The 17,311-nt window shown below is 42.1% G+C and carries 11 protein-coding genes and 1 tRNA gene; 9 read left to right on the top strand and 3 right to left on the bottom strand.

The window, feature by feature from the left end; translation table 11 throughout:
- Window positions 1-21: 21 nt before the first annotated feature.
- From C1A09_RS03210 to murQ, 4 genes are read left to right on the top strand one after another with little or no spacing between them, the layout of a single operon-like run.
- Window positions 22-1,407, top strand: a complete 1,386-nt coding sequence (locus C1A09_RS03210; RefSeq protein ID WP_101542266.1) for an MFS transporter — start codon at window positions 22-24, stop codon at window positions 1,405-1,407.
- A gap of 12 nt (window positions 1,408-1,419) precedes the next feature.
- Window positions 1,420-2,607, top strand: coding sequence for an acyltransferase family protein (locus C1A09_RS03205; protein WP_101542265.1), 1,188 nt, complete (start codon window positions 1,420-1,422; stop codon window positions 2,605-2,607).
- 18 nt (window positions 2,608-2,625) lie between these two features.
- Entirely contained in the window at window positions 2,626-3,495 is an 870-nt protein-coding gene (locus C1A09_RS03200) for a BadF/BadG/BcrA/BcrD ATPase family protein (protein ID WP_101542264.1), read from the top strand.
- A 14-nt stretch (window positions 3,496-3,509) separates the two neighbouring features.
- Entirely contained in the window at window positions 3,510-4,325 is an 816-nt protein-coding gene (murQ, locus tag C1A09_RS03195) for an N-acetylmuramic acid 6-phosphate etherase (RefSeq protein ID WP_101542263.1), read from the top strand.
- A gap of 74 nt (window positions 4,326-4,399) precedes the next feature.
- Here the strand turns inward: murQ and C1A09_RS03190 are convergent, their stop codons facing one another.
- The 3 genes from C1A09_RS03190 to C1A09_RS03180 all read right to left on the bottom strand — a co-directional run bounded on the left by C1A09_RS03190 (window position 4,400) and on the right by C1A09_RS03180 (window position 8,797).
- A complete protein-coding gene (locus C1A09_RS03190) occupies window positions 4,400-6,358 on the bottom strand; it encodes a beta-N-acetylhexosaminidase (protein ID WP_101542262.1) in 1,959 nt (652 codons plus the stop codon).
- 116 nt (window positions 6,359-6,474) lie between these two features.
- Window positions 6,475-7,140, bottom strand: coding sequence for a BamJ family beta-barrel-assembly machinery protein (bamJ, locus tag C1A09_RS03185; RefSeq protein WP_101542450.1), 666 nt, complete (start codon window positions 7,138-7,140; stop codon window positions 6,475-6,477).
- Between the two features lie 115 nt (window positions 7,141-7,255).
- Window positions 7,256-8,797, bottom strand: a complete 1,542-nt coding sequence (locus C1A09_RS03180; RefSeq protein ID WP_101542261.1) for a glycine--tRNA ligase — start codon at window positions 8,795-8,797, stop codon at window positions 7,256-7,258.
- A gap of 505 nt (window positions 8,798-9,302) precedes the next feature.
- Here C1A09_RS03180 and C1A09_RS03175 point away from each other — a divergent pair.
- The 5 genes from C1A09_RS03175 (at window position 9,303) to C1A09_RS03155 (ending at window position 17,278) form a co-directional block, all read left to right on the top strand.
- Window positions 9,303-12,011 carry a DNA gyrase/topoisomerase IV subunit A gene (locus C1A09_RS03175; RefSeq protein WP_101542260.1) on the top strand — a complete coding sequence of 903 codons (2,709 nt, stop codon included), beginning with the start codon at window positions 9,303-9,305 and terminating at the stop codon, window positions 12,009-12,011.
- Complete coding sequence (locus C1A09_RS03170) at window positions 11,998-12,837, top strand: DUF3316 domain-containing protein (RefSeq protein ID WP_101542259.1); 840 nt, start codon at window positions 11,998-12,000, stop codon at window positions 12,835-12,837. The genes C1A09_RS03175 and C1A09_RS03170 overlap by 14 nt, the downstream gene beginning before the upstream one ends.
- 11 nt (window positions 12,838-12,848) lie before the next feature.
- Window positions 12,849-13,904, top strand: coding sequence for a S41 family peptidase (locus C1A09_RS03165; protein ID WP_101542258.1), 1,056 nt, complete (start codon window positions 12,849-12,851; stop codon window positions 13,902-13,904).
- Window positions 13,905-13,976: 72 nt separating this feature from the next.
- Window positions 13,977-14,058, top strand: a tRNA-Leu gene (locus C1A09_RS03160).
- A 181-nt stretch (window positions 14,059-14,239) separates the two neighbouring features.
- Window positions 14,240-17,278, top strand: a complete 3,039-nt coding sequence (locus C1A09_RS03155; protein WP_101542449.1) for a SusC/RagA family TonB-linked outer membrane protein — start codon at window positions 14,240-14,242, stop codon at window positions 17,276-17,278.
- Window positions 17,279-17,311: the final 33 nt, after the last annotated feature.

The following is a 17,311-nucleotide window of genomic DNA, read 5'->3' as shown; positions in this document are numbered from 1 at the left end:
AATAGATAGACAACTAATATCATGAACAGTATAAAAGGAAAAAATTACGATATCAAAGGAAAAAGCCCTTGGTGGTGGGTACCTACACTGTACTTTGCAGAAGGAATTCCGTACTTTGTGGTTAACACTATTTCAGTGATGATGTTCACCAGGATGGGAGTAGCCAATGGTGATATGTCATTTTTTACTACATTACTTTACTTTCCATGGTTCTTGAAAGGAATATGGAGTCCCATTGTAGATATAATAAAGACCAAACGTTGGTGGATTCTCACTATGCAAGCTGTAATGACACTCCTCATGATACTACTGACCATCAGCCTGCCCCATCCCACACAAGAGACGATAACCTCAGGTCACACGCCGATAAGTATGTTCACCTTTACACTGATATTATTTATTATCACAGCATTCGCTTCTGCCACACACGACATAGCAGCCGACGGTTTTTACATGTTGGTTCACAGTCCCAGTAGTCAAGCTGCTTTCATAGGCATACGAAGTACATTCTATCGAGTAGCCTCCGTATTCGGGCAAGGTATACTGGTATTCATTGCAGGCATATTGGAAAAAAGTACCGGTGACATTCCTTTCTCCTGGCAAGTGACGTTAGGTTGTGCAGCTGTTGTATTCTGTCTTGTAACCCTCTACCATACTTTTGCCCTGCCACGTTCAAAGGAAGACAAAACACGTACAGCCGATAATGTGCCGGTTGATAATGCCCGTCCAACTCAAGAGTCAAAGATAACAGAACTAGCCAATTCGTTCATTACTTTCGTCAAAAAGCCTGATGTATTGCTTGCCATAACTTTCATGTTGCTATATCGCCTACCCGAAGGTTTCCTTATCAAAATGTGTCAGCCTTTTCTGGTACATTCCATTGAAAGTGGTGGTTTGGGACTGGACACAGATGTAGTTGGTATCGTATATGGTACCATTGGTACCATCGCCTTACTTGCCGGAGGTATTGCAGGAGGAGTTTATGCTTCACGCCGAGGGTTAAAACACTCATTATGGCTCATGGCTACCTGTATGACATTACCCTGTCTCACATTCGTTTATTTAGCCATCGTTCAACCTGAAAATATCACGTTGATAAGTATTGCTGTTTCTATCGAGCAGTTTGGTTATGGTTTCGGGTTTACAGCCTATATGCTTTATATGATGTACTTCTCAGAAGGAGAATTCAAGACCTCGCACTATGCTATCTGTACCGCTTTCATGGCACTGAGCATGATGTTGCCCGGATTTATAGCCGGATATATAGAGGAGGCCATCGGCTATGTCAACTTCTTCTGGATGGTGATGGCTTGCTGCCTGGCAACATTGGCAGTCACTTATCTTATTGATAAAAAGATTGATCCGGAATACGGAAAAGCAACATCTTCACTATCAAAAAACTCATAACCTATAACTCCAATGAATAATTCCAAGATAAACAAACGTATTCTTGCCCTCGACATCCTTCGTGGTATCACCATTGCTGGTATGATCCTGGTGAATAATCCGGGAACATGGTCACACATCTACGCTCCCTTACGCCATGCCGAATGGAACGGTCTGACTCCCACCGACCTGGTTTTTCCTTTTTTTATGTTTATCATGGGAATTTCGACCTATATATCTTTAAAGAAGTATAACTTTGAAATCAGCTACTCCACTATATGGAAAATTCTGAAACGGACTATCCTCATCTTTCTTATAGGTATGGCTATAGGTTGGTTTTCGCAGTTCTGTTATTATTGGGGTTCTGCCCCCGATAATCTCGGTTCCAGTGAAAAACTTTGGAATGCAATCTGGACATTCGACCACATTCGTATTCTTGGTGTCATGCAACGTCTTGGTATCTGCTACGGTGTTACTGCCATCATTGTACTTATCATAAACCATCGATATATCCCTTACCTCATCGCAATCCTGTTGGCAGGTTATTTTATCCTGTTGTTTTGTGGCAACGGCTTCGCCTATAATGAGACTAACATTCTTTTCATAGCGGACCGCGCCATCCTTACTCCCGCACACATGTATAACCCCAATGTTCTTGATCCGGAAGGTGTACTAAGTACAATACCCGCCATTGCCCATGTTCTTTTAGGTTTCTGTATAGGACGTTTGATGTTGGAAAGCAAGAAAATCAACAAAGATCGTACCGATATGCTCAATTCACATCTGATTAAATTATTCCTGATTGGTACTACCCTTACATTCGCAGGTCTCCTGCTGAGCTATGGTTGCCCAATCAACAAAAAGATATGGTCTCCCACATTTGTACTTACTACTTATGGACTGGCTTCGAGTTTCCTTGTACTACTTATCTGGATTATCGATGTGAAAGGTTATAAGAAATGGAGTATATTCTTTGAAGCATTCGGCATAAATCCGTTGTTTATGTACGTTTTAGGAAGTATACTCGCCATACTCTTCGGTAGTATCAGTTTCCCGTGGGAAGGTGGTAATATCAGTATACACGGATTTCTATATAAACTAATCCTGATGCCTATATTCGGTGGAACTAGTGGTTCACTGGTATACGCATTACTATTTGTCGGAATTAATTGGTGTATCGGTTACCAACTTTACAAACGGAAGATATATATCAAGTTATAATCATTAAACATTAAATATATGATACTCATAGCAGACAGTGGCTCTACAAAAACCGACTGGTGTGTTGTGGAAGATGGACAGCTCCTCCAGCAAATTTTCACGAAAGGTACAAATCCCTTTTTCCAGTCAGAAGAAGAAATCAGCAATGAAATTACAACGGCACTGTTGCCACAGTTACAAAACAATGAACTAGATGCTGTATACTTTTATGGCGCGGGATGCGGTTTCCCAGATAAAATAGACATGATGTACCGCGCCATTACCCGCCACCTCAATGTAAAAGAGGAAGTAGAAGTCAGTACCGACATGTTGGCAGCCGCACGAGGACTCTGCGGACATTCGGCAGGTATTGCCTGCATCATGGGTACAGGATCCAATTCTTGTTACTATAACGGAAAAGAGATTGTAGCCAATGTATCTCCATTAGGATTTATTCTTGGTGACGAAGGTAGTGGTGCCGTATTGGGTAAACTACTGGTAGGCGATATTCTAAAAAACCAGACAAGCCCTGAGATTAAAGAGAAGTTCCTTCAACAGTTCAACTTGACTCCCGCTGATATCATTGATCGCGTGTATCGCAAACCATTTCCTAATCGTTTTCTTGCCAGTCTCTCCCCATTTCTGGCACAAAATCTGCATGAACCATGTATTCACTCATTGGTGCTGAACAGTTTTAAAGCATTTCTTCAACGTAACGTCATGCAATATGAGAATTACCGGGAATATAAAATACACTTCATCGGTTCCATAGCTTTCTATTATCAAGAGATTTTGGTAGAAGCTACACAGGAAATGAGCATTCGGGTGGGCACTATCCTCAAGAGTCCAATGGAAGGGTTAATTCAGTACCACAGTCATATTTCGCCAGCCATAAACTATTCATCATAAATCTCATCATATCCATGACATTCCTAAAAATCTCAGAGCAACCTTCACTTTACAATGACCTGGAGAAGAAATCAGTCCGTGAAATTCTGGAAGATATCAATACGGAAGATCAGAAAGTAGCACTTGCTGTACAGAAAGCAATTCCTCAAATAGAGAAATTAGTACTTCAAATCATCCCACGCATGAAGCAGGGCGGACGTATCTTCTATATGGGTGCAGGTACCAGTGGACGCCTCGGTGTACTTGACGCTTCTGAAATACCTCCCACGTTCGGAATGCCTTCCACATTAGTTATCGGTCTGATTGCCGGTGGAGACACAGCCCTACGCAACCCGGTAGAAAACGCAGAAGATGACATTCATCGTGGTTGGGAAGAATTAGTGGAACGAAATATCACCAACAAAGATATAGTCATCGGTATTGCTGCTTCCGGTACTACTCCGTATGTTATCGGTGCCATGCGTGAGGCACGTGCACATGGCATCTTGACGGGGTGTATCACCAGTAATCCCGGCTCACCGATGGCTGCAGCGGCTGATATACCTATCGAAATGATTGTAGGTCCGGAATACGTGACTGGAAGCTCCCGCATGAAATCCGGAACTGGTCAGAAGATGATTTTGAATATGATTACAACCTCTGTAATGATACAGCTGGGACGTGTAAAAGGCAACAAAATGGTAAACATGCAACTCAGCAACAAAAAACTGATAGACCGTGGTACCCGTATACTTGTAGAAGAATTAGGTCTTGATTATGAAAAGGCCAAAACGCTACTGACGATGCATGGCTCCGTCAAAAAAGCGGTGGATGCCTACCGGACAAAATAAGGGAAGAAATGCGATTACATTTCTTCCCACAAATTATTTATAACATCAAATATGCAATTATATACCAGCATTCCTTATTGTGCAGGTATTGGAATAACTTTTAAATTCGTTATCCTACTTTTAAATTTCCCGGTCTTCTCCAATGGAAACACCAAAGTGCGGACATACCTCATCGAATCCTTTCCTCCATTAAAAAAAAGTTTCTGAACATTGAGTTCTTCTACTACCTTTCCATTTACCAACAACCGTGTCACACGATTATCTCCACTGATACCAATATTCACCTTCTCGCCCGGTAAGACACGGTAATTAAACGTATTCAGATAACCATCCCTGACAAATCCCAATAATCCTTTCACCGGATCCGAAAGATAAAATACGGCATCAGGCGAACGAAACAATTCAGTTCCTTTAGCTTCATCCGCTCCTTCCACATCAAAAGATACCAGATAATTATAACCAACTTCACGCAAAGGTAATTTGCTATCCGGCAATACAATGCCTTGTTCATAAGTTTGTTTTATACGGCCAGACAGATTGATGCCCGGTGCTTCGCTCAACACATTCCTTTCCTGATTAAATACAGTAAAAGGCAATGTGGTTTTCTTTCCGTCCCACATTTTTACAGCCAATGTCTGTATAGCCGGAAATGCACGATGATGAATATCCTTAACTGATATCCCGTTACCCACATGATCGTTCCATAAAGCAAACATTCCACCAAGGATAGACGGATGGTTCTCCTCAAAAACGACCTTTCCTATATGTGCAGGAGTCCACTCATTATAAAGTTTCTCTATATTCAAATAATCATAATAATAACCTGCTGCAGGTACAATATAAAGCATGCCATCAGGAATACTGATAAGTCTATATCCTTGCTTAATCATTTCTTCCGGATCGGCATAACCGTTATACCATGCATTCATTATCACATTTTCCGACTTTACGGGAGTATCGCCTTTAGCATGTGTCAAAGCTCCCCATACACAAACTTGCTTGCCAAAACTCTCTACATAACGTATATAACGGTCGGTAAAAGCACGAAATTTCTCTACCACATCCTTCTTTGCATTAGAGTACTCATCTGTACCAATGTGTACACGTTTTCCACGGAATACGGGAGAATTACCTTCCAGATATTCACGAAACAGCCCATCCATAAAGGTATAAGTCTCAGGATTCGATAGGTCCAGATGATCCATACCATACTCTTTGCTACCTATCTCCGGACGATAATGGGTAAATGCCAAAGTATGCGCGGGAGCATCTATTTCCGGAATAATCTCCACGAAATTATCTTCGGCCAATATTTGAAGATTGATAAATTCCTTTTTGGTATAATATCCGTCACGAGCAACCAATCCGGGATAAGTATCCGATTCCAATCGAAAAGCGGCATAAGTTTTTGACCAGTCATGTTCAAAGAACTGCTTGAAACCGTTATCATTAAGATGAATTTGGAAAGTATTCATTTTGTAATAAGCCATAATCTTTACATAATCCCGCAAGAAAGCCATAGGGATAAATTTACGCCCGCAATCGAGCATAAAACCACGGACTGCATATTCCGGAAAATCACGGACAGTCCCTTTTGGCAAACAATGTTGGACAGACTGCTCACTTATTTGCAACAAAGTACGGGTAGCCCAGTATACCCCAACGGTTTCGGGAGCAGAGACAGATACACGGTCGGTAACTTTCACCATATAGCCTTCTTTACCTAACTTTTTATCCGCACGAAGGGTAAGTATGAAATCACCGGTTTTTCCTTTTCCGGCAACCACTTCCGGTTTTACTCCAAACATTTCATTATAATCTTCGGCAAAGGCATCAGCTATCCGCTTTAAATCGGGATTTTTAGGTGAATATACAATACGGCTATGAGACGAAGGAGTAAATACCCCCTCCTCTCCTTTCCATTCTTGAAGTTCAGGGATCACAAAAGGTTTCGGATTTACCGCAGCATATGCCTTGGAAATGATACCCAAGAATAGGCATACAATTAATAACAGTCGGTTAATAGATTTCATTGTTAAAAAGGTTTTTTATTTATCAAACGAAGATAATCTTTTTCTAAATATAAAAAGGGCAGCAAATTAAAGAATATTTTCTTTGCCACCCTTTTCTATAAGTACTAAATGACTATTTATTCAACAATACTGTTCAATATAATATCAAATGTCAACGTTGAGTAACCGGGAATTGTTCCGGATGAATTTCCACTGGAGCCATAAGCACTTTGCCATGGAATGTATAACATCCAACGTTCTCCTGTACGCATATACTGCAAAGCCCATGTCCAACCTATAATAACACCGGTTACTGTAAAAGTAGAAGGAGAGTCAAAAACTGTCGGCCATTTCCCCTCTTTCGGCCATTCACCATTTTCCGGCAATGAAAGCACAGGGATATTTCGATCAAAGGAACCATAACCATCAAAATTACCATCAAATTCATCACCCGTTATCAATGTTCCGTAATAATAAGCACTCACAGTAGAGTGATATCCTGAAAAATTAGGACGTTCCCCGTCTTTGTTCTCAACAAGTTTTTTACAATATATGTATTGGGAAGGATAACTACTGCTACTAACCGGAATAGCATACAGCTTACCAATCTTCATGTCATTAGCCGCATCTACCGTAGGCGCTAAAATATTATCACCCGTTTCTGCTTTTATAGAGTCTATAAAAGCCTCGTTACGTGGTTGCCAGTTATCATACTTTCCTGTTTCTTCCACTTCTTCACAGGCAACAAATGCACCTGCAACAAACAGCAGGAACGGCAAAAATAAAAGGAATGGTCTCTTCATCTTCATTAATTACAAATTACAAATTATGAATTACGGAACTACAATTTACGAATTACAAACACTAAGCGGCATTCTTTACACAGCCCCGTAATTTGTAATTCGCAATTCATAATTCTTATTGCAGCGTTTTCAACAAGGAGGTAATGTTGACACGATCTGCAATGATATTATTCAATTCGGAGATAGCCACACGTTCTTGCTTCATGGTATCACGATTGCGCAACGTCACGCAGTTATCTTCCAAAGTTTGATGATCCACAGTCACGCAGTACGGAGTACCGATAGCATCCTGACGACGATAGCGTTTACCAATACTATCTTTCTCATCATACTGACAGTGAAAATGGAATTTCAGATCATCAATGATTTCACGTGCCTTTTCAGGCAGACCGTCTTTCTTTACCAATGGCATAACAGCCAGTTTCACTGGAGCCAAGGCTGCAGGTAATCTCAAGACAACACGCGTTTCACCATTTTCCAGCTGTTCTTCGCAATAAGAAGCAGACATGATACTAAGGAACATACGGTCTACACCGATAGAAGTCTCGATGACATACGGAGTATAACTTTCGTTAGTTTCCGGATCAAAGTACTTAATGTTCTTACCGGAGAACTTCTCATGTTGAGACAAGTCGAAATTCGTACGACTATGGATACCTTCCACTTCCTTAAATCCGAAAGGCATCAGAAACTCAATATCAGTAGCGGCATTTGCATAATGAGCCAACTTGTCATGATCGTGATAACGATAATGATCATCACCGAATCCCAAAGCTTTATGCCACTTCAAGCGGATTTCTTTCCACTTCTTGAACCAATCAAGTTCTGTTCCCGGTTTTACGAAAAACTGCATTTCCATCTGTTCAAACTCACGCATACGGAAAATGAACTGACGAGCCACAATTTCATTACGGAAAGCCTTACCAATTTGCGCAATACCGAAAGGGATTTTCATACGCCCTGTCTTCTGCACATTCAGATAATTCACAAATATGCCCTGGGCTGTCTCCGGACGAAGATAAACCTTCATAGAGCCATCTGATGTAGAACCCATTTCAGTAGAAAACATCAGGTTGAACTGACGAACTTCCGTCCAGTTCTTTGTACCACTGATAGGACAAACAATCTCTTCATCCAGAATAATCTGGCGAAGTTCGTCAAGATCATTATCATTCAACGCTTTTGCAAAACGTTCGTGCAGTGCATCACGCTTGGCCTGATGTTCTAATACACGACCATTCGTGCTACGGAACTGCGCTTCATCGAAAGCATCTCCAAAACGCTTGGCAGCTTTAGCAACTTCCTTGTTTATTTTATCATCATACTTAGCGAGCTGGTCTTCAATCAACACATCGGCACGATAACGTTTTTTGGAATCACGATTATCAATCAATGGATCATTGAACGCATCCACGTGTCCGCTTGCTTTCCATATTGTGGGATGCATAAAGATAGCTGAATCAATGCCTACTATATTTTCGTGTAGCAGCACCATACTTTGCCACCAGTATTGTTTGATATTGTTTTTCAGTTCCACACCCATCTGGCCGTAATCATATACGGCTCCCAAACCATCATAGATATCGCTGGAAGGGAACACAAATCCATATTCCTTACAGTGTGAAACGAGTTTCTTAAAAACGTCTTCTTGTGCCATTTCTTGTTATATCTAAATTAATTTTATTTCAATTCGCATGTAAAAAGCGCCACAAAGATAGGGATTTATCTTATATATAAGGCAATGGGGGTATTAATTTATCTTATTTGCATAATTAACATGCAATGGCCGGCAATTGTACCCAACGTATTAAACAAGTGGTTATTAACAATGCAAATCAACAGCCAACCTGTTAATCCGCATGATTATAAAGAACAGTTTTGTTGCCACTCCATTGGCACGATCTTGCCACTCAATTGGCAAAGCCGTGCCAATGAAATGGCAAAGTTGTGCCAATTAAGTGGCACTAATGTAAAAGTTATAACGGGGTACTTATCTCATTCAATATTTTGCCAATCATCACATCTTTTGAGAAGAAAACAGCTTAACTCGCTATATACCTTGTTTTTTAAAGCGATTTGCTGATTTTCCCGATAAATTTTGTATTTTTGCCTGCAACTGTAAAACCAACAGTTATCATTGAATAGACAATTCCCAAAGAAATATGAGCGAAGATTTTGAAGCACCGAAAGAAGACTTGGACAAAGAACTCCCGGAAGGGAATGAAGGACATTCGGATTATAAACCTGCGGATACGAACGACGTGAGTATAAAGCATCAATTGAGCGGAATGTACCAGAATTGGTTTCTGGATTACGCTTCTTACGTTATTCTGGAACGTGCTGTACCTCACATCATGGATGGGCTGAAGCCTGTGCAAAGGCGTATTTTACACTCCATGAGGCGTTTGGAAGACGGGCGTTACAACAAGGTGGCCAACATCGTAGGACATACGATGCAGTTTCACCCGCACGGAGACGCTTCTATCGGTGATGCTTTGGTTCAGCTCGGTCAAAAAGATTTGCTCATCGACTGTCAGGGAAACTGGGGAAATATCCTGACAGGAGACAGCGCAGCCGCCCCCCGTTACATAGAAGCACGGCTTTCCAAGTTTGCACTCGATGTGGTGTTCAATCCAAAGACCACAGAATGGAAACTCTCATACGACGGACGAAATAAAGAACCGGTGACACTCCCCGTAAAGTTTCCGCTATTGCTGGTACAAGGAGTAGAAGGTATCGCCGTAGGTCTTTCATCCAAGATATTGCCACATAATTTCAATGAACTTTGTGATGCCTCCATCAAATATCTACACAAAGAAGGGTTCACGCTTTATCCCGACTTTCAGACAGGAGGCAACATCGACGTTTCGAAATACAATGATGGTGAACGTGGTGGTGCCGTACGCGTGCGTGCCAAGATAGAGAAGGTAGACAATAAGACCATCGCCATCAAGGAAATTCCCTACGGCAAAACGGTGGCCAATGTCTGCGACTCTATTGTAAAGGCAAGCGAAAAAGGGAAAATCAAAATTAAAAAGGTAGAAGACCTGACATCAGGCAACGTAGAGATCCTGGTACACCTTGCCCCAGGCGTTTCTTCGGATAAAACGATTGATGCCCTATATGCTTTTACCGATTGCGAAGTGAGTATCTCACCCAACTGTTGTGTTATTGATGACCAGAAGCCTCACTTCCTCACCATCAGTGACGTATTGAAGAAATCAGTAGATAATACGTTGGTATTGTTGCGACAGGAACTGGAAATCCATAAGAATGAAATTCTGGAGAACCTGCACTTCGCTTCATTGGAAAAAATATTCATCGAAGAGCGTATCTACAAAGATAAGGAATTTGAACAAGCTAAAAACATGGATGCTGCTTGTGAACATATTGATGAACGCCTGACCCCTTATTATCCGACATTGATCCGCGAAGTAACCAAGGAAGATATCCTTAAACTGATGGAAATCAAGATGGCCCGTATCCTCCGGTTCAACTCCGACAAAGCGGAAGAACTGATAGCCCGCATGAAAGCAGACATTGAGGAGATAGACCGTCATCTGGCAAACATCGTGGAATATACCGTAGACTGGTTCAGGATGCTGAAAGACAAATATGGCAAAAATTTCCCGCGCCGCACGGAATTGCGTAACTTCGATACCATTGACACCGCAAAGGTGGTGGAAGCCAACGAAAAACTATACATCAACCGTGAAGAAGGCTTCATCGGAACAGGTTTAAAGAAAGACGAGTTTTTGGCAAACTGCTCCGACCTGGATGATATCATCATTTTCTTCCGTGACGGACGATACATCATTACTCCGGTGGCAGATAAAAAGTTTGTCGGTAAGAATATACTGTATGCCGCCGTATTCAAGAAAAATGACAAGCGTACTATCTATAATGTGGTTTATCGCGACGGTAAAGAAGGTACGCACTATATCAAGCGTTTTGCCGTGACTTCCGTGGTACGTGACCGTGAATACGACGTGACTCAAGGTACACCCGATTCACGTATCATGTATTTCACAGCCAATCCGAATGGAGAAGCGGAAATCATTAAAGTCACTCTAAAACCGAACCCACGTGTACGCCGCATTATCTTTGAAGAAGACTTCAGCAATATCGGTATCAAGGGTCGCCAAGCTATGGGTAACATCCTGACCAAATTACCGGTACACAAAATAGCATTGAAACAACGCGGCGGCTCAACCCTGGGTGGACGTAAGGTTTGGTTCGACCGCGATGTCCTGCGGCTCAATTATGATGGACGCGGTGAATACCTTGGTGAATTCCAGAGTGAAGACAGTATCCTCGTAGTGCTGAACAGTGGTGAATTCTACACAACGAATTTCGATCTCAACAATCACTACGAAGACAGTATCCGTGTTTTGGAAAAGTATGATGTCAACAAGATATGGACAGCCGTACTTTATGATGCCGACCAACAAAATTACCCGTACATCAAGCGTTTCTGCTTTGAAGCAAGCAATCGTAAACAAAATTACTTGGGCGAAAATAAAGACAACCGGCTTATTTTACTGACGGACGAATACTATCCACGTTTGGAAGTTATTTTTGGCGGTCATGATAATTTCCGTGAACCGATGGTGATAGAAGCCGATGAATTTATCGCCGTGAAAGGGTTCAAAGCAAAAGGGAAACGACTGACTACCTTTACCATTGAAACCATCAATGAACTGGAACCTTTACGTCAACCCGAAACCTTACAAAATGAAGAGCAAGAAGAGGAAGATGAACCAGAAATACTCGACCCCGACCACGGAAAAAGTGAAGGTGACATTCTGGATGAATTGACAGGACAAATGAAGTTGTTCTCAAATGATGACAGCAAGCATGAAACTACTTAAATCAGTAATACTAACAAGTTGCCTGTTCCTATGTTTCGGGAGAGTGCAGGCACAACTCCCGGTAGAAACGGAAGGTTTGGAACAAAGCCGTCTCGTAACTCGTGCCACCATGTACGGTGTAGGTTTTACGAATGTATTCGACACCTATCTGTCTCCACAGGAGTACAAGGGTATCGACTTCCGTTTCTCTCGCGAGAGCATGCGGATGACAAAATGGGCAAACGGCAAATTATCTTTGCAAAGTTTTTTCCAGGCTGATTTAGGTTATACGCATAATAAAGTGGACAATAACAATACTTTCTCCGCATTGGCAAACTGGAATTATGGCTTACACTACAATTTTCCCATAACAAGTAATTTCAAGTTGCTCGCCGGAGGGCTGGCTGACTTGAACGGAGGCTTCGTGTACAATCTACGTAACACCAATAATCCTGCATCGGCAAGGGCATATATCAATCTCGATGCATCGGGTATGGCTATTTGGGAGTTAAAGATAAAGAATTATCCGCTGACACTCCGTTATCAGATAAACCTGCCTTTGATGGGCGTAATGTTCTCACCTCACTACGGACAGTCTTACTATGAAATATTCTCATTGGGTAACAGCAGTGGTGTGGTAAAGTTTACTTCACTGCACAACCAGCCTTCACTGCGACAGATGCTGACAGCGGACTTTCCCGTGGGACGTGCCAAGATACGACTGGGTTATATCTGGGATACACAACAATCTAAGGTAAATGATATAAAGACGCATACATATTCACATGTATTTATGGTGGGATTTGTGAAGGATTTGTATTTGCTGCGAAATAAGAGAAAGAAATGATAAGGTGATAAATGCAGAATGATAAGGTGATGGGATCTTTAAAAAAAATAATATTTCTAATTGTCGCACTTCCTCTATGGAGCGGCTGTATCCGCGAGGATGATGTCATTAATACGCCGCAAGGAAATTTTGAAGCCTTGTGGAAAATTATCGATGAGCAGTATTGCTTTCTGGAATACAAACAGATTGACTGGAATGCCATACACACTAAATACAATAAACTCATCACTAACAATATGACGAGTGAAGGGTTATTTGAAGTCTTGGGACAAATGCTGAACGAACTACAAGACGGGCATGTAAACCTCGCCTCATCACACAACGTTTCCTATTATGACGCATGGTATCAAGATTATCCCCGTAATTTTCGAGAAGACATCGTAGAAGATTATTATCTGGGAAAAGCCAGCACTGATTATCGTACTGCCGCCGGTATTAAGTACAAGATATTCGAAGATAATATCGGTTATATGCGTTATGAAAGTTTCTCATCACCTATCGGCAATGGAAATCTGGACGAGATACTTTCTTATCTTGCCGTATGCAACGGACTTATCATTGACGTGCGCAGTAATGGAGGTGGAAACGTCACTAACTCTACCCGCATCGCCGCCCGTTTCACCAACGAAAAAGTGTTGACCGGATACATTAGTCATAAGACAGGAAAAGGGCACAATGACTTCTCCGAACCTTATCCTATCTATTTAGAGCCTAATGACGGAGTACGCTGGCAAAAGAAAGTTGTAGTATTGACAAACCGCCGTTCTTACAGCGCAACGAATGATTTTGTAAACCAAATGCGTTATCTACCCAACGTCACTATTATGGGAGATAAAACAGGCGGTGGTTCCGGCATGCCTTTCACATCGGAGCTGCCCAACGGATGGACCGTTCGTTTTTCTGCCAGTCCGCACTTCAGTGTAGACATGGAACAGATAGAATGGGGAATAGAACCGGATATCAAAGTCGATATGCTGGAAACAGATGAAGCTAACAATATAGATACTATTTTGGAAAAAGCCCGTGCTTTTCTTAGCGGAAAATGGACACCTAAAGGGAATAAATAACTTTCTTCCCTCTTTTGCTTGTTAAATCGGGAAAACTTCTTATCTTTGCATCGCTTAATGAGAATTACTTCTGCGGATGTGGCGTAATTGGCAGCCGCGCCAGACTTAGGATCTGGTGCCGTGAGGCGTGTAGGTTCGAGTCCTATCATCCGCACAGATTTTATAGAACAATTATTTAGACAAACAACTGAAAAGGCCTCGGGAATGTGATATTTCCGAGGCTTTTATTTTGTATGTGTTAAAAACGGAAGATATGGAAACGAATGAAATCTTTTTTGCATTTAAATTGTTTCAGTGAAAATAATAAAGTTAGTTATCCACTAAAAATTTATGCAATGAAGAAAAAACCTAGACTTCCTATGAAGAGAGCCTCATGGCTGAAAAATCTATTTCTGATAGCATGTATGCTCCTCGTCACAATGCCTGCATTTTCACAGAACAAAACGGTAACCGGTACGGTGACCGACGCAACAGGCGAACCACTAATCGGTGCATCTGTTCTACAGCAGGGAACTAATAACGGTGTGATCACCGATATTGATGGTAAATACTCCATCCAAGTACCACCGGAAACTACGTTGGAATTCTCATACGTGGGTATGGTGAAGCAGACCATCAAAGTAGGCAACCAAAACATCATCAATGTAAAAATGCAAGATGATTCACAAATGCTTGCCGAAACGGTAGTCATCGGTTATGGTAGCGCCAAAAAGCGTGACCTTACCGGTTCTATCACGAATATAAAAGGGGATGAAATTGCCAATAAACCGGTAGTCAATCCCGTATCAGCGCTACAAGGGAAAATTGCCGGTGTACAAGTAATTAATTCCGGTAAGGCAGGTGCCGATCCGGAAATACGTGTACGTGGTACCAACTCCATCAACGGATATAAACCGCTGTATGTGGTAGATGGACTGTTCAATGACAACATCAATTTCCTAAATCCACAGGATATAGAGTCCATGGAAATCCTGAAAGATCCTTCATCTCTCGCTATCTTCGGTGTGCGCGGCGCCAACGGGGTCATCATCATTACCACTAAAAAAGCGAAGGAAGGACAGACACGTGTCAACATCAACGGTTCGTTCGGTTTTAAAGCCGTGACAAACAAAATTGCATTAACAGATGCTACCGGTTTCAAGGAACTATATAACGAACAGTTGAGAAATGAAGGTAGTCCAGAGTTCGATTTTACAGACTGGACGGGCAACACCAACTGGCAAGACGAAATCTTTCAAACGGGATTTATCACCAATAACAATATCAGCGTCACAGGGGCCTCTGCCAAGCACAGTTTCTATCTTGGTGCCGGATATGCCTACGAACAAGGGAATATCAAACACGAGAAATACAGTAAAGTTACGTTAAACGTCAGTAATGATTATAAGTTGACAGATAACTTCAAGGTAGGTTTTCAGTTCAACGGTGCACGCATGTTGCCCGCCGACACCAAAAGTGTGGCAACAGCTTTGCGCGCCGCTCCTGTAGCTCCTGTTTTCAACCAAGAATATGGTCTATATACTACACTGCCTAATTTCCAGAAGGCACAAATGAACAATCCGATGGTGGATGTTGATAAGAAAGCCAACACTACCCGTGCGGAAAACTACCGGGCATCCGGAAATGTATATGCCCAATGGGACTTTCTAAAGCACTTTCAAGCTAAAGTGATGTATTCCATGGACTATGCTTCCAACAGTAAACGTACTTACACTCCTATTATCCAGGTATTCGATAGTAGTGTAGAAGGCAATATCGTGACTTTGGGTGACGGAAAGACCGGAGTAACTCAAGCTAAAGAGACAGAGACAAAAGTGCAAAGTGACTACCTGCTGACCTACCAGAATACATGGGGCGACCATAGCCTGACCGCTACGGCAGGTTTCACTACCTATTATAATAAACTTGAAAATCTGAACGCTGCCCGTACACAAGGAGTCGGACTGGTTATTCCCAATAATCCCGACAAATGGTATGTAAGTATCGGTGATGCAGCAACATCCACTAACGGGAGTACCCAATGGGAACGCAGTACTGTATCTATCTTAGGACGTGTACTCTATAATTATAAAGGTAGATACCTATTGAATGCATCGTATCGTCGTGACGGTTCTTCGGCTTTCTCTTATACCGGAAATCAATGGCAGAATTTCTATTCCGTCGGTGCCGGTTGGCTGATGACAGAAGAAGAATTTATGAAGGATATTACCTGGCTGGATATGTTGAAGCTGAAAGGTTCCTGGGGTACACTCGGTAACCAGAACCTGGACAAAGCTTACCCTGCCGAACCCTTGTTGACTAATGCTTACTCTGCCGTATTTGGCAAACCTTCGGCTATTTATCCGGGTTATCAACTTTCTTATCTACCCAACCCACATCTGAGATGGGAAAAAGTGGAAGCATGGGAAGTAGGAGCAGAAGCAAACTTTCTGCGTAACCGCTTACACTTTGAAGGAGTTTACTACAAGAAAACCACCAAAGACCTATTGGCTGAAGTACCAGGTATCTCAGGTACAGTACCAGGTATCGGTAATCTTGGTTCTATTGAAAACAAGGGCGTGGAACTCGCTGTAAGTTGGCGTGACCAAATAGGTGATTGGGGATACAATGTAGGAGCCAACCTTACCACCATCAAAAATAAGGTCTTGAGCCTTGTTCAGGAAGGTTATTCCATCATTGCCGGAGACAAGAGTCAAAGTTATACGATGGCGGGATATCCTATCGGCTATTTCTATGGTTACAAAGTAGAGGGTGTCTATCAGACACAGGAAGAAATCAACAATTCTCCCAAGAATACATTGGCCACCGTTACACCAGGCGACTTGAAGTTCAAGGATGTAGATGGAAACGGCGAGATTACTCCTGCTGACCGTACCCTGATTGGTGACCCGACACCGGACGTGACATACGGTATCACTCTGGGAGTCACATACAAAAACTGGGAACTGGGTCTCGACATGATGGGACAAGCCGGCAACCAGATATTCCGTACTTGGGACAACTATAACTGGAGCCAGTTCAATTTTATGAAACAACGTCTGGAGCGTTGGCACGGACCGGGTACAAGCAATACCCAACCGTTGCTGAATACCAAACATACCATCAATAATTTGAACTCCGAATATTACATCGAAGATGGCAGTTTCTTCCGGATCCGTAATGTACAGTTGGCCTATAATTTCGATAAAACTTTGATTTCCAAAATCGGTATGCAGGCACTGAAACTCTACGTGAACATCCAGAACTTAAAAACCTGGAAACATAATACCGGATATACTCCTGAATTGGGGGGTACGGCTATTGCATTCGGCGTAGATGACGGTAGCTATCCGATGCCGGCAATTTATACATTCGGTTTCAATCTGACATTCTAACCGATGTAATACCGGAACAAGACTTCCTTATGG

It is taken from the genome of Bacteroides cutis, from assembly GCF_900241005.1.
GTDB lineage: Bacteria > Bacteroidota > Bacteroidia > Bacteroidales > Bacteroidaceae > Bacteroides > Bacteroides cutis.
Note: the sequence above shows the minus strand (reverse complement) of the source record. Positions and strands in the feature narration are given on the sequence as shown.